This is a genomic window from Kitasatospora purpeofusca, assembly GCF_034043715.1.
GTDB classification, from domain to species: domain Bacteria; phylum Actinomycetota; class Actinomycetes; order Streptomycetales; family Streptomycetaceae; genus Kitasatospora; species Kitasatospora purpeofusca_A.
Genome location: NZ_JAXCLC010000006.1, coordinates 54,996 through 67,923 on the forward strand (window position 1 = coordinate 54,996; position 12,928 = coordinate 67,923).

Here is a 12,928-nt window from a genome sequence, read left to right on the forward strand (position 1 = left end):
CTCTGCGATTCGGGGCATCCACCCCGCCGATCGTCGGCGAGGAGCCCCCGCCAACTACCCCGATCACCTGTACGAACCATCAGAAAATTCCACAATCCACCCGATCGGCCCTGCTCACAGCAGTTTGCGTTCCACTTCCTGAAGCTCTGCGGTGCATGGAAAGCGGCTTCTCCGTCGGCCGGAGATCGGCGAGCGGGCGCACCGGACCTCACGCCGACCTACCCCAACGGAACGGTCCGCCCTGGCTCATCCTCGCGGGCAGCCCGTTGCCCGGCGGCCAACCGGGTCTGCCGTTCGGTGCGCTCGACGGCAGCACAACAAGTCCGACCGTCAGAACCGGAAACGCCTGACAAACAGCATTTCCGCACGCAATGCTGAGCTTCTGTGCAACGTCTGTGCAAGATCGCGCAAGCGACATGACAGGAGGAGTGGTCATGGCACTACGGTTCGTGGGTATCGACCCGGAGACGGGCAAGGACCAGAGCCCGACCGTCTGGGTCGATGACGAGTCCGGGGAATTGGTCGTGCAGAGCTATGCGGCGGACAGGACCTTGATCGGCAAGGTCCTCGAGGCCGGGCACGGGCCCGACCACGCCAACTCGATCCCCGACAACGAAGCAGTGATTCGAATTCCGCGCCGGATGGTGCCGATCCTCAGGAAGGCATGCGATGCCGCAGAAGGTTCCGAGCTTCTATGAGCTCTTGGATGCCGCCGAACACTCGGCTGTCCACCTGGAGATGCGGGACCAGTACGGCATCGAGGAGGAGTCCGACGAGATCGCCCGGTGGCAGCGCGGCGAAGCCGTCGACGTAGATCCTGAATCGGAGTACTGGCAGGACTGGACCGAGGCCATTCGGCGCGCGCTCGCGCGTGGCGTCGTTGTACGACGGGCGCGGATCGTCTCGGAGCCGGTGACGACCTACATCCGCTATGAGCACCACATCACCCAGGTGAACGTGGCCGCCGGTGAGCTGGTCCGTTGGCTTCCCCGGAGCCACGCATCGGACCTTGCCCTCCCCGGAAACGACTTCTGGCTGTTCGACGGGAAGCTGGTGCGCTTCAATCTGTTCGACGGCTATGGGAGGGGTCTGGGCCCGCAGCACTCCGATGATGCCGACGTGGCACGGCTCTGTGCCGCGGCCTTCGAGGCTGTCTGGGGGCGGGCCGTCGACCACGAGAAGTACACCCTCTGACTCCGATCGACAGACCGCCGGGCCATGTCTCTTTCTCCGTCGTCAAGCGCTCAGAGCGCCCGCGAGACCATCGCAGCCCGTCTGAAGGAGCTTCGACGGGATGCCGGACTCTCGGGCCATGGCCTGGCTCTGCTCCTGGGATGGAGCGAGTCGAAGGTCTCGCGGATCGCCAATGCCAGGACTCCGCCGTCCGATGCGGACATCCGTGAATGGTGCGAGGCGTGCGGTGCCGCGCAGCTGGCCGGCGATCTGGTAGCCGCGAACCGCCAAGCCGGCGAGATGTACGTAGAGTGGAAGCGCTTGCACCGGACCAGGATGAAGCACGCCCAGGAAGTGGTTCTTCCCGTGCTGGACCGCAGCCGGCAGATCCGCGTCTACTGCTCGAACGTATTTCCAGGGATGCTGCAACGGCGGGCATACGCGCGTGCATTGATGGCTACCATCACCGAATTCCAACAGACGCCGGACGACGTTGAGGCTGCCGTCGAAAGCCGACTGCAGCGCACCCGCTTCCTTCACGAGGGAAATCGAACCTTTGCTCTCGTTGTGGAGGAGACCGTCCTGCGGTACCCCATCGGGGGCCCTGTTGCCCTGGAGGACCAACTGCGCTATCTGCTTGAGGTGATGGGCGCACCGCGGGTCAGCTTCGGTGTGATTCCCTTCGGAGCACCTCGCAGGATGTGGCCACTGGAGGCGTTCTCGATGTTCGATGACCGGCAGGTGAACGCCGAGCTTCTGTCGGCAGCCGTCACGATCACCGCCCCGGGAGAGGTCGCTACCTATGCCAAGGCGTTCAAGGTCCTCGCGTCGATGGCCGTCTACGGTCCTCAGGCCAGGAATTTGATCGAGGAGGCCATCGCCTCTCTCGGGTGAATCCGTGCAAGACGGTGCAAGAACATGGCACCGTTCGTAGCCGCCTCCCTACGGTCTATCACGCACCACCACCGCCGACGCGAAGGAGGACGGACCGATGGCGAGACGCAATCCCGGGCGTGAGTGCCGTCAGGTCGTGACCGCCGGGGCGCCCGCATTGCACCACCTTCCGCACCGTCCCGACCTGAGGGAGGCGCATCATGACCACACCGACGTTGAAGTCCCCGAACACCGTGCTCGCCAACGCCGTTGACGATGCCGTGGACGTCCTGAGGCCCCGCATCGGGGACTCCGACATCGAGAGCATCGACTTCTCGGTGGGCACACAGATCAACGGACAGCCTCACGTCGGCACCCACCTCGTCCAGAGCCTCGCATTCCTGCTGGCGGAGCGCGCCCGCGACGAGTTCGGTGTCGACACCAGCGTGGACTTCTGCGCGCTCGACAACTCTCCGGCAGAGACCGTCCGGGCCGAGAACCGGCGGTACCAGCGAGCCTTCGCCCACAGCCTGAGCGCCGACGAGATCACGGCGCTCGTCGCCCGGCACTACCTCCCGCTGTTCGACGCCTGCCGCACCCGGACGAACGTGCCCTACACGGTCAGCACCTACACCCAGCAGCAGGACACCCCGGCCTTCCGGGCCGAGTTCCTCCGGACCCTGGAGCTGCTGGAGGAGGTCGGCACCTGGCTCTCGCCGAACAGCGGAAGCGCGCACATCCGGCTGCCCTGCCCGGTCTGCGGCTGGGCCGAGAAGTACGCCGACCGGACGAGGCTGGTGGAACTGGACGAGGCCGGCGGCCTGTTCGAGGCCCACTGCTTCGAACACGGCCACTACGAGGCCGACATCACGCCCCTGGGCGGCGGCTACCTCGATCTCGCCACGCTCTACCGCAACGTCGTCAAGGAACGCTCCTACCGGCCCGACGACCGCACACTGCACGTCATGGTCAAGGGCGGCGACTGGGCGTTCGGCTGCCAGCTCGTCGACGGCGCGCACGCTGCCCTCGGGCTGCCGGTCGGCCCCCTGCCGGTCCGGATCTTCACCCCCCAGATCCTCGGCAGCGACGGCGGCAAGCTCTCCAAGAGCCTGCTGCGCGAAGCCGCCGAACTCGGGCTCACCCAGGACGAGAACACCCCTGCCTGGGTGCTCGACCCCTCCGCGTGGCCCGGCACCCAGGAGGACTACGTCGACGCGCTGACAGGACTCGGCGAGCTGGTGCTCAGCGACCCCAAGCACTTCTTCCGGTCCTACACCACGACCGCATTGGAAACCCTGATGAGCACCCGCCAGCCTGCACCGCACAACTCCCAGGCGAAGCGCCCCCGCACCATGCCGATCTACCGGCAGTACTTCGACCTGATCGCCAAGGGCGAGAAGACCGTCGAGGTGCGCGTCGGGTACGAGTCGATGAAGCGGATCAAGGCCGGAGACCTGATCAACTTCACCTGCCGCGAGTCGAATTGCCTGACCCGCGTCACGCGGGTCGGAAGGTATCGCACCTTCACGGAGATGTTCGGCACCGAGCGCGTGGAAGCCGTCAACCCGCACGCCACCGAGATCGAACAGCTCGAAGCGATCCGCGCCATCTTCCCGCCCCACAAGGAAGCGCTCGGCGTGCTCACGTTCGAGATCGAGCGGGTGGATCACGCATGAGCCTCACCCGCCGAAAGGTCCTGGTGATCTGCAGGGGCAACCACTGCCGCTCCCCGATCGCCGCGCTGGTCATCGCCGAGCGGGCCGGCGGCACCCTCGACGTGCGCTCGGCCGGCACCCGGGACTGGCACGTCGGCAAGCCCGCTCACCCCCTCATGGTCCAGGCCGCCGCCGGATTCGGCTACGACCTCACCGAGCACCGCGGAGCGTTCCTGGACCGGGAACTGCTGGACTGGGCGGACGACCTGCTGGTCGTGGACGAGGAGACCGCCGCAACTGTCCAGGCCCTCGTCGACCCGGACCGGCCCGTGCGCATCCTCGGCGAGGGCATCGTCGACCCTTGGGGCGGCGAGCTGCCGGACTTCGCCAGGGCCGTCTCCGAGATCCAGGACGCCACGAGGCTGTTCTACGCCACGTAGTTCCATCGCTGGTTCCGGTCGCTCCCGGACGTGACGAGCCGCCGGGGAGCGGCCGGACGTCCGGCGCCGGGGAGGTGGTCACCCTCACGGGCTACGTGTCGCGGCCGCCCAGTCCGCCAGGGTGGTGAAGTCGGTCGCCGTCAGGCCCACTCGGGGGTCGATCCGGTGGAGCAGGGCCGGGCCGTTGTGGTGGGTGGCGACCCAGGTGCGGTCGGCGTCCGTGATCTCGTCGTCCACCCAGGCGAACGGGCGGCCCTGGGCCCAGGAGACTATGGCGGGTGTCTTCCAGAACACGCCGTCCGCGGGCTCCGGCCGGGGGTCTGGCCAGGTGATGACGGGGAGTTCGGGCAGGCCCAGCAGGGGGGCGATGAAATCGTTGGCCTCCGCTTCCCAGGTCGTCGCCCAGGTGAGGGCGAAGGGGAGTGCGGCGAGGGCCGGGCCGTGGGTGGGGTTGAGCCAGACCCGGAGGGGTTTGACCGGCTTGTTGGGCAGGCCGTGGGCGCGGAGGCGGGCGCGTTCGGCGGCGTGCCAGTGGGGTGTCAGCAGGCGGTGGGTCCGGTAGCCCTCGGGGCGCCGGTGCGGTTTGGCCGCGTACGGGTTCAGGGGCCCGTCGACGTCCAACAGGAGCAGGGGTTGCATCGGGTCACCTCCGGGGATCGTCCCCGGCACCGTAGCGTGTGGGCTGCGTGCGGGGCACCGGGATTGATGTGGCCAAGGGGAGGTCCGGGTGGTGGGGGACGAGGTCGGCGGGCTGGTCGGGCGGGGGCGGCGGCTGCTGGACGAGCACGACTCGGCGACGGATCCGCGGCGGGCCGCGATGGCGCTGTCCGGCGCGCTGACCGCGTTCACGGCGGCGCGCACGCTGCTGGAGGACGCGGGGCCGGCCGCGCCGGGCGGGGCGCTCGCGGAGGTCCGGTGCCTGCTCGGGCTGACGCTCGCGGTCCGGTACTGGAACGGCGTCGATCGGCCGGAGTTCGCCGAGGACGAGCACATCCGGGCCGCGATGTGGGACGAACGGTCCGATGCCATCGGCCTGTTGACGATCGGTACGGCCGTGCTCGACCCGGCCGCGCCGGAGCGGGCGGTGGCCGCGGCGAAGCTCGGACTGCTGCTGTACGCGCGGCTCGGGGACGCGGAGGAGGACGGGCGGGCCCGCCCGGAGGACCTCGACCGGGCCGTGGAGGCGCTGCGCCTGGCCTGCCCCGTCCCGGTACCGCTCGGCCCGTGGCGGGTGCTCGGCCCCGGCGGACCGGACCGCACCCGCGACGGGCGGCAGGGGCGGGAGGGGGACGGCGGCTACGGCGCGTACAACGCCTACGACGAGCAGGATCCCGGTTTCCTCCTGGCCCTCGGCTGCGCGCTCGCCGACCGCCACGAGCGCGACGGCGCCCCGGCCGACCGCGCCGCCGCCGACGCCGTCCTGACCAGCCTGCTCGACCGGCTGCGCCCGCAGCCGTGGCACGAAGCGGGCGCCGCCCCGCCGCGCCCCGACCCGGCCGCCGGTCCGGGACCGGCCGAGCTGGCCGAACCGGTCGAACTGCTCGCCCGCCAGTGCCTGGTCCGGCTGCTGCTCGGCCCGGAGCGGGACGGCGCCGGGGACCCGGTGACGGTCGGCCGGGCCGTCGCCGAACTGGAGACGGTCGCGGCCACCACCGAGCCCGACGCGCCCGCCCGGCTGTGGGCCTGCCTGGCCCTGGTGGAGCAGTACGAGGCCCGCGGCGGTGGTACCGTCCGTCCCGAGGACGCCGCCCACCGGCTCGCCCGGCTGCGCGACCTGCGCCGGCTGGTCCCGCCCGAGGACCCGGACGGCGGCACCGTGCGCTGGGCGCTCGGGAGCACGCTCGGCGGCCTCGCCCGGATCGACCACTACCTCCTGACGGCCGAGGCGCGGGAGGCCGTCGAGGTGCTGCGCGAGGGCCTCGCCGGGATGGCCGAGGACGACCCGGTGCGACCGCCCTCGCACGCGGTGCTCGGCACGATCGTCAACGCGCTGTGCGAGCAGGAGCCCGACTCCTACCCCCTGGAGGAGGCGCTCCACCACCTCGAACGGGCCGTCGCCACCATGGGGGAGGAGGACCACCGCGTCCACCGTAGCGACATCCTCCAGCAGCTCGCCCACGCCTCCATCGCCCGCGACGAGTTCTCCACCGACCAGGCCGCACTGGACCGGGTGATCGGCCTGCTCGACGACGCCCGGGCCCGGCCCTCCGGCAGCCTGTGGTCGGCGGAGCACCTGGACGGCTCGCTGGCGGCCGTGATGAGCAAGCGCTTCGCGTTCACCAACGCCGCCGCCGACCTGGACGCGGCGATCCGGTACGAACGCGCAGCGTTCCGCCGGGCCGCGCCGGACGACGTCAACCGGGTCGTGCACCTGGAGAACCTGTCCGTCAGCCTCTACCGGCGGTACCTCCTCGGCGGCGACCACCAGGACCTCGAAGCCTCCCGCCGCTACACCGACGAGGTGGTGGCCTTCCTCGCCACCAGCGGCCTCCCGGGCGTCGGGCGGCTGCTCGGCGGGCACCGGCCGATGCTTGAACGGACCCGGCTGATGCTGGAGTTCCAGGCCGCCCTGGCAGTCCAGGACGTCGCGGCGATGGGGCGGGTGGTGGCCGAACTGGAACCGCTGGTCGCGGCGGTGCCCGAGGACGACCCGCTCCGGCTGGTGGCACGCGGCGACCTCGGCGCGGTGATGTTCTTCCACGCGCTGCACGCGGGGTCGGCCCGGCTGATGGACGCGGTAGGTCTGATGATGGAGGCGGCGGACGCGACACCGGCCGGGCACCTGTACAAGGCGGTGCTGACCCTGCGGGCCGCCGGCGCGTTCGTCCTGCTCGCCGCGAAGCGGCCGTTCAACGAGCACTACGCGGGCGGCGCGCTCCGCTACCTCGACGCCTTCCTCGCGGAGACCGACCCGGCCGGCCTGGAGGGCTCCCGGGGCCTGCTGCTGCGGGCCACCCTGCTGCTGGAGCGCTACCGCCACGCGCGCCGGCCCGCCGACGCCGTCGAGGCGCTGGCCGCCGCGGGATCGGTGCGCGAGCGGATGCGGCAGGGGACGCCGACCCGGCTGCTGGCCAAGGTGAGCGGGATCCTCGCCGCCGTCCACCGGGCCCGGCTCGGGCCGGAGGACCGCCGGCTCGGCCGTGGGTTCGGGCTGGCCGGGCTGCGCGAACTCGCCGCCGCGACCCTGCTCCAGGCCTCGGCCGAACCCGCCCTGCTGCTGGCCAGGGACGCCGCGTCCGAGGCGCTGACGATCGCCGGGTGGTGTATCGCCGACCGGGAGCACGAGGCGGGCCCGGGCGGCGGTGCACCACCCGGCGACGAGACGCACCTGCGGGCGGCCGTCGAGGCACTGGAACTCGGCCGCGGCCTGGTGCTGCACGCCTCCACCGCCACCACCGACGTCCCCGACCTGCTGCGGATCGCCGGGCACCAGGACCTCGCCGACGCCTGGCTCGGCGCCGGGCCGGAGGAGAGGACGGCGGCCGGCCCGGAGCAGCGGACGGCAGCCGGCCCGGAGGAGAGCACGGCGGACGGCCCCCGGCAAGGCCCGCCCGCCGACCCCTTCGACTTCGACGCGCTGCTCGGCCTGCCCGGCACCCTGCTCGAATCCCTCCCCGGCGGCGCCGACATCCCCATGCCCGACGACCTGCGCCGCCGCGCCCTCACCGCCCTCGCCGCCTCCCCGGCCGGGACGGCACTCGTGTCCGCGCCCCCGGTCGAGGAGATCGCCCGGAGCCTGCGCGCGGCCGACGCGGACGCCCTGGTCTACCTGCTGCCGCCCGCCGACGGGCGCAGCGGCCAGGCCCTGCTGATCACCGCCGGCGAGGACGGCGGCGCCGTCCACCTGCTGCCCCTCACCCTGGTCAGCAGCTCCGCACTCGACCTGCTGCACACCTACCGGCGGGCGCACCGAGAACGCCGGGCCACCCTGGACCACCTGCCGCCCCGCCACCCGGAACGGGTCGCCGCCCGGCGCCGCTGGCAGGGCACCCTGGGCGAACTCTGCGACTGGGCCGGCACCGCTGTGATGCGCCCGCTGCTGCGCCACCCGGCCCTGCGGTCGGCCGCCGCCCGCCGCGCGCCCGGCGCGCCGCCCCGGCTGGTGCTGGTGCCGTTCGGCGCGCTGGGCGGGGTGCCCTGGCACGCGGGGCTGCTCAGCAGCGGGCTGCGCGACGGCGGCCGGCCGGTGCGGGTGGTGGAACGGGCGGTGGTCTCGTACGCCGCCTCCGCGCGGCAGTTCTGCGAGGTGGTCCGGCGGCCCCGGCTGCCGCTCGCCGAACGGCCGGTGATCGTCGGCGACCCGACCAGGGACCTGATGTTCGCCGAGGTCGAGGCCGAGTACCTGCACGCCGACCACTACCCGCACGGCACCCTGCTCGGCTACGTCGAGGACGCCGAGGGGGCGGGCACCCCGGGTGAGGTGCTGGCCGCGCTGCCCGCGCCCGGACGGGCCGGGGCCTCCGTACTCCACCTGGCCTGCCACGCGCTGCCGTCCGGGCGCTCGCCGCTCGACGCCTACCTCGCGCTCGCCCCCGACCCGGGTGCCGGGGACCGGCGGGGCCGGCTGCCGGTCGGTGACATCCTCCGCCAGGCGCTGGGCCGCCCACCGGGCTCCCCGGGCGGGCTGGTCGTGCTCGACGCCTGCGTCAGCGACCACACCGGCGAGGACCTCGACGAGGCGCTCACCCTCTCCAGTGCCTTCCTCGCCGCCGGGGCGACGGGTGCGGTCGGCTCGCGCTGGGAGGTGTCCGACGAGATGGTCTGCGTGCTCATGTACGTCCTGCACGGCCGCCTCGCCGCCGGGGACCCGCCCGCCGAGGCGCTGCGCCGCGCCCAGCTGTGGGCCCTCGACCCCGACCGCGGCCTGCCGCCGGGTGCCCCGCCCGAACTCGTCTCGCTGGCCCGCCGCGCCCCGGACGCCCTGGAGGTCTGGGCGGCCTTCTCCTACCAGGGCTACTGACCGGCGCGGGGCGCCCGGCCCACGCCGAGAGCGGAGGGCAGGACCGAGGCCGGGGAGGACCGGGTCCGCGTCGGGGCTGTACAACGGCCGGCCGTGCGCTGTGCATGGCGAACACAAGGACACCCGGACGCGGCGTCGGCCGAACGTCGGGGGGCAGGCGTCTGCCAGGCCGCTGGCGCGGAGGGGGTGGGAGGGTGCAGGGTGTGACCATGTCCGAACGCCGTGACCGTCGCCGTCTGCACGCCCGCGCCCGAGCTCTCGGAGTGCCCGTCGGGCAGGTCGGCCGCCGGATCTCCCTTCGCCGGCCCGGGCCGCCGCTCGTGGAGCCGGCGTGGCCGCGTACCGCGGTGCCGGACCGGGACGAGGCCCCTGTTGTCGCCCGAGCGATGCCTCCGGCACTGGTGGCGTGCTGCACGGTCTCGCGCGACCGGCAGGTCACGGACGGCGGGACCGTGGTGATGCTGACCCGCCACACGGCCGACTGCCCGATCTGGTCCGCCCGCTGAGCACGGGCCCCGACGGACCCGACCGTGCGGCGGGTGTCCGACCGCTTTCAGGCGGACACCCGCGGCAGCGTTCCGCCGGACGCTCCGGTCGGGCTCGCGCGCCTGCGGAGGGAAGAGGCGGTGCCCCCGGTCCTACTGGTGGCTGCCCGCCGATGACGTCGGCGTTGCCCCCACCACCATGGCCCCGATGGTGTCCTCCGACCGTCGCGGGCGCCCGGTGGAGTGGGAAGTCGGAGAGCCCGACTTCCCACTCCACCGCAGCTGCTGTCAGCCGGAAGGCTTCGCGAACGTCGGCCGCACGAGTACGGCGAGCAGGGCGAGCACCGCTCCCGCCCTCACCAGGGCGGAAGACGCCGCGGCCGCGAGCGGCGGGCGGCCGTCGACAGTGTCAGGCGGCTGCGCGGGCCGCCTTGGTGCGGGCCGCGTCGAAGACGGCGGCCGGGTTCCCGTAGTAGAGCCATGGGCCGGCGATCTCCCGGCCCATCCTGCGGAAGAGATTCAGGGCCTGCGCCGGGCGGCCGTTCTCGATCAGGCCGTGGGCGATCCAGCCACGCGCCGGGACGATGCCGGGATGGGCGGGGTCGGCGGCTTCCAAGTCGGCCAGGGCGGCGTCCAGGGCGGCCGTGTACTCGGCGGAACGGTAGAGCGGGGCCGCGGACTCGTCGCGCAGGACCTGTTCCCAGTACGCCCGCAGCTTCAGCACCGTCAGCAGGCTGCCCGTCGGCGCTCCGGCGATCGCCTTGTCCACGAACTCGTGCATCAACTCGTGACTGCCCCGCCACTTCTCGCACCAGTACTGCAGCGCGGCGGCGTGCGCGCCGTAGTGGTGGGGCTCGCGGGCGACGATCTCCGACCACAGTGCGCGGTAGCGCTCGTGCGACCAGCCCTGGCCCATCGCGATCGGCTGCTGCATCACCCAGGCGTTCGGGTCCCCGGCCGGGGCGAGCCGGACTGCCTCGTACGACACCTCCGCCGCCTCCTGCAGCACCTGGTGAAAGCCCATGGCCTGCTCGCGGGTCACCTGGGAGGCGTACTGCGAGGTACGGATCTCCCAAGCCCGCTTGACCAGGGCGTCGGTCTGCACCTGGGCGGCCTCGGGGTTGTCGGGCTGCTCCTCGCGCCATCGCAGGAGCCAGGTGTCGTCGGTGGCCGCGAGGTCGCCGAACGGGTCCAACCGGGAGTAACGGGTGTTCCAGTCGCCGTCGCCGTCCGAGAGGTAGGCCGCGGCGGGTCGCCAGTTCCCTGCTCTGGCCGCGTCGAGTGCCGCCTGCGCCACCGGGTCGGAGGGTTCGCTGCCCACTTCGACCAGTTCTGCGCGCGGCACCAGGCCGGGTGCGGGTACACCGCGGCTCGTGGGGGCCGTGCGGTGCTTGTTCAGCCAGAGGCCCAGCCTGATGAGGAGGACGAGGGCGGCGATGATGAGGAACGGGTGGGACATGGGCCTGTTTCTCTATGGAACTCTGTCGCACGGGTGTGCGTTTGGTGGAGATCGTATAGCCGGTACCGGCCTGTCCCGACCCCGTCCTCCAGCCGCTCGCGGGCCGCCGACAGGTCCCCGGCGATGTGGGCGGCGATGCCGAGGTGGCGCAGCGCGTGCCGTGCGGAGGCTCCTCGGTGGCCGCTTCGCGCCGGTGCGGAACCGCCGGTCGGTCCCGGTGCGTGATCGGGGGTGTCCCGGAACCGCCCGTCCCCGCACACGTTTGGAGTCCCATGACCGACTACCGGACCGTCGGCCTCGTCCACCTGTTCATCGCGGCCGTCTCGGTCCTCACGCCGTTGGTCGGTGCCGTGGTGGCGGGCACCTTCATCCGTCGCCGGGGGCGCAACGCCCGCCTGGCGATGATCGGTTGTCTGGTGACGGCCCCGGGGCCGATCATTCTCGTCCTGGCGTCGAGCCTCGGCCTCGACACCGTGTTCGCGGGCATGGAGCCGCTGGTGGCGCTGAGTCTCGTCTCCGCGGTCTCGGTCCTGTTCCAACTGGCCGGTCTCGTCCTGATCCTGGCCGGGGCCCTCACCGCTGCCGCCCCGCCCGCCGCTCACCAGGCTCCCTATCCCTACGTGGCCCCGTTCCACGTCTACCCCACCGACGCGCCCCCGGGGCACTGACGGAGGGGGACATGCCGGTGCCCGCCCCGCGAACGCGGCGGGGCGGGCACCGGACCGGTCGAGCGAGGGGTCAGAAGAAGGGGAGGCGGCGGCTAACGGTGCAACGTTCGTAAATGCCACGGCAGTTGATGGACCGTCAATGTTCCGTTGATCGCGCCCCCGCCCACGCGCCCCGCCCGGGCCTGTGGCGGCTTCCCGCCACTGCGGTGCTTGTCGCTGCAGCAAGCCTCGAGCGAAGAGGACTTGGCGGAGTCCGGCGGCCGAACGGCGGCGCCGAACGCGGGAGACGGAGGAGCGGGGTCCAGGTCCGTTCCGTGTCACAGCCGTCCCGGGTCCGACGGGGGAGGCGGACCCGGGACGGGCTGGAATCGCGCTGCTGACAAGCGCGTTCGCCGGTCCGCCGAGGGGTCGGGGTCCGGCTCTGCGACTACGGTGGCCCAGGTCGGCCGGGGTGTCAACGCGGACCGCCCGCCCGGCCCCTGCCGAGCGGTCGGAGGCTGCCCCAAGGGGCACCGGCGCGGCGTACGGGCGTCACTCCGCCGGGATGTGCGCGAGCATCCGCTCCATCCCGCCGATCCAGTTGGCCCGCAGGGCGGTGATGGCGCCGGGCAGGTCGTCCTCCAGCAGCCGGCGGGCGATCTCGCAGTGCTCCTCCGACTCGCGCGCCACCGGCTCGTCCTCCGCGACGACCAGGTTCTCGTAGCGCCGCATCCCGGCCTTGACCCGGGTGAGGAGGTCGATCAGGCGCTCGTTGGAGCAGCCGCTGAGCAGCAGGCCGTGCCACTCGTCGTCGCGCCGGTCGACGGTCGCGTGCGTGGCGACCTGGTCGGGGAAGCCCTGGGCGAGGTCCAGCAGGCGCGGGGCGATGGTCCGCAGGTGGGCCGGGTCGGAGGACTCCAGGGCCAGCGACTCCAGGGCGGCGACGATCGCGACCAGTTCGCGGAACTCGGTGCGGCTGACCGGCGCGAAGCGGAAGCCCCGGCCCTGGCTGCTCTCCAGTACGCCCTCGCCGGCCAGGGCGATCAGGGCCTCCCGCAACGGGGTCCGGCTGACCCCGAGTTCGGCGGCCAGGACCGCCTCGTTCACGTCGGTGCCGGCCGCGAACTCGCCGCGGGTGAGGCGGTCCATCAGCTCGTCGCGGATCTGCTCGCGCAGTGGGCGGCGCTCGATCGCCATCGGGGTCCCCCTTTTTTCGGATTCGCAGCATAACTCTTG

At 72.5% G+C, this 12,928-nt stretch carries 10 protein-coding genes; 7 read left to right on the forward strand and 3 right to left on the reverse strand.

The window, feature by feature from the left end; translation table 11 throughout:
• Positions 1 to 434: 434 nt before the first annotated feature.
• The 5 genes from SM793_RS04860 to SM793_RS04880 all read left to right on the forward strand — a co-directional run bounded on the left by SM793_RS04860 (position 435) and on the right by SM793_RS04880 (position 4,141).
• Positions 435 to 698, forward strand: coding sequence for a hypothetical protein (locus SM793_RS04860; RefSeq protein WP_320436745.1), 264 nt, complete (start codon positions 435 to 437; stop codon positions 696 to 698).
• Positions 670 to 1,194: a DUF6879 family protein gene (locus tag SM793_RS04865; RefSeq protein WP_320436746.1), complete on the forward strand. Its 525-nt coding sequence runs from the start codon at positions 670 to 672 to the stop codon at positions 1,192 to 1,194. Before SM793_RS04860 ends, SM793_RS04865 begins: the two co-directional genes overlap by 29 nt.
• Positions 1,195 to 1,218: 24 nt before the next feature.
• Positions 1,219 to 2,067: a helix-turn-helix transcriptional regulator gene (locus SM793_RS04870; protein WP_320436747.1), complete on the forward strand. Its 849-nt coding sequence runs from the start codon at positions 1,219 to 1,221 to the stop codon at positions 2,065 to 2,067.
• Between the two features lie 200 nt (positions 2,068 to 2,267).
• Positions 2,268 to 3,722, forward strand: a complete 1,455-nt coding sequence (locus SM793_RS04875; RefSeq protein WP_320436748.1) for an ASCH domain-containing protein — start codon at positions 2,268 to 2,270, stop codon at positions 3,720 to 3,722.
• Positions 3,719 to 4,141: a low molecular weight phosphotyrosine protein phosphatase gene (locus SM793_RS04880; RefSeq protein WP_320436749.1), complete on the forward strand. Its 423-nt coding sequence runs from the start codon at positions 3,719 to 3,721 to the stop codon at positions 4,139 to 4,141. The genes SM793_RS04875 and SM793_RS04880 overlap by 4 nt, the downstream gene beginning before the upstream one ends.
• A gap of 84 nt (positions 4,142 to 4,225) precedes the next feature.
• Here the strand turns inward: SM793_RS04880 and SM793_RS04885 are convergent, their stop codons facing one another.
• Positions 4,226 to 4,780 (reverse strand): hypothetical protein, encoded by a 555-nt coding sequence (locus SM793_RS04885; protein ID WP_320436750.1) that lies wholly within the window; start codon positions 4,778 to 4,780, stop codon positions 4,226 to 4,228.
• An 88-nt stretch (positions 4,781 to 4,868) separates the two neighbouring features.
• Here SM793_RS04885 and SM793_RS04890 point away from each other — a divergent pair, with 88 nt between their 5' ends.
• On the forward strand, positions 4,869 to 9,101 hold the full coding sequence (locus SM793_RS04890) for a CHAT domain-containing protein (protein WP_320436751.1): 4,233 nt from the start codon (positions 4,869 to 4,871) through the stop codon (positions 9,099 to 9,101).
• Between the two features lie 894 nt (positions 9,102 to 9,995).
• Here SM793_RS04890 and SM793_RS04895 read toward each other — a convergent pair.
• Positions 9,996 to 11,045, reverse strand: a complete 1,050-nt coding sequence (locus tag SM793_RS04895) for a hypothetical protein (RefSeq protein ID WP_320436752.1) — start codon at positions 11,043 to 11,045, stop codon at positions 9,996 to 9,998.
• 272 nt (positions 11,046 to 11,317) lie between these two features.
• Here SM793_RS04895 and SM793_RS04900 point away from each other — a divergent pair, with 272 nt between their 5' ends.
• Positions 11,318 to 11,713, forward strand: coding sequence for a hypothetical protein (locus tag SM793_RS04900; protein ID WP_320436753.1), 396 nt, complete (start codon positions 11,318 to 11,320; stop codon positions 11,711 to 11,713).
• A gap of 531 nt (positions 11,714 to 12,244) precedes the next feature.
• Here SM793_RS04900 and SM793_RS04905 read toward each other — a convergent pair.
• Positions 12,245 to 12,889 (reverse strand): GntR family transcriptional regulator, encoded by a 645-nt coding sequence (locus SM793_RS04905; protein WP_266309865.1) that lies wholly within the window; start codon positions 12,887 to 12,889, stop codon positions 12,245 to 12,247.
• Positions 12,890 to 12,928 lie beyond the last annotated feature (39 nt).

Excerpts from the sequence above, each read along its gene's own strand:
- SM793_RS04860 (WP_320436745.1), top strand. The coding sequence starts at position 435 with ATGGCACTACGGTTCGTGGGTATCGACCCGGAGACGGGCAAGGACCAG.
- SM793_RS04865 (WP_320436746.1), top strand. The coding sequence starts at position 670 with ATGCCGCAGAAGGTTCCGAGCTTCTATGAGCTCTTGGATGCCGCCGAA.
- SM793_RS04870 (WP_320436747.1), top strand. The coding sequence starts at position 1,219 with ATGTCTCTTTCTCCGTCGTCAAGCGCTCAGAGCGCCCGCGAGACCATC.
- SM793_RS04875 (WP_320436748.1), top strand. The coding sequence starts at position 2,268 with ATGACCACACCGACGTTGAAGTCCCCGAACACCGTGCTCGCCAACGCC.
- SM793_RS04880 (WP_320436749.1), top strand. The coding sequence starts at position 3,719 with ATGAGCCTCACCCGCCGAAAGGTCCTGGTGATCTGCAGGGGCAACCAC.
- SM793_RS04885 (WP_320436750.1), bottom strand. The coding sequence starts at position 4,780 with ATGCAACCCCTGCTCCTGTTGGACGTCGACGGGCCCCTGAACCCGTAC.
- SM793_RS04895 (WP_320436752.1), bottom strand. The coding sequence starts at position 11,045 with ATGTCCCACCCGTTCCTCATCATCGCCGCCCTCGTCCTCCTCATCAGG.
- SM793_RS04900 (WP_320436753.1), top strand. The coding sequence starts at position 11,318 with ATGACCGACTACCGGACCGTCGGCCTCGTCCACCTGTTCATCGCGGCC.
- SM793_RS04905 (WP_266309865.1), bottom strand. The coding sequence starts at position 12,889 with ATGGCGATCGAGCGCCGCCCACTGCGCGAGCAGATCCGCGACGAGCTG.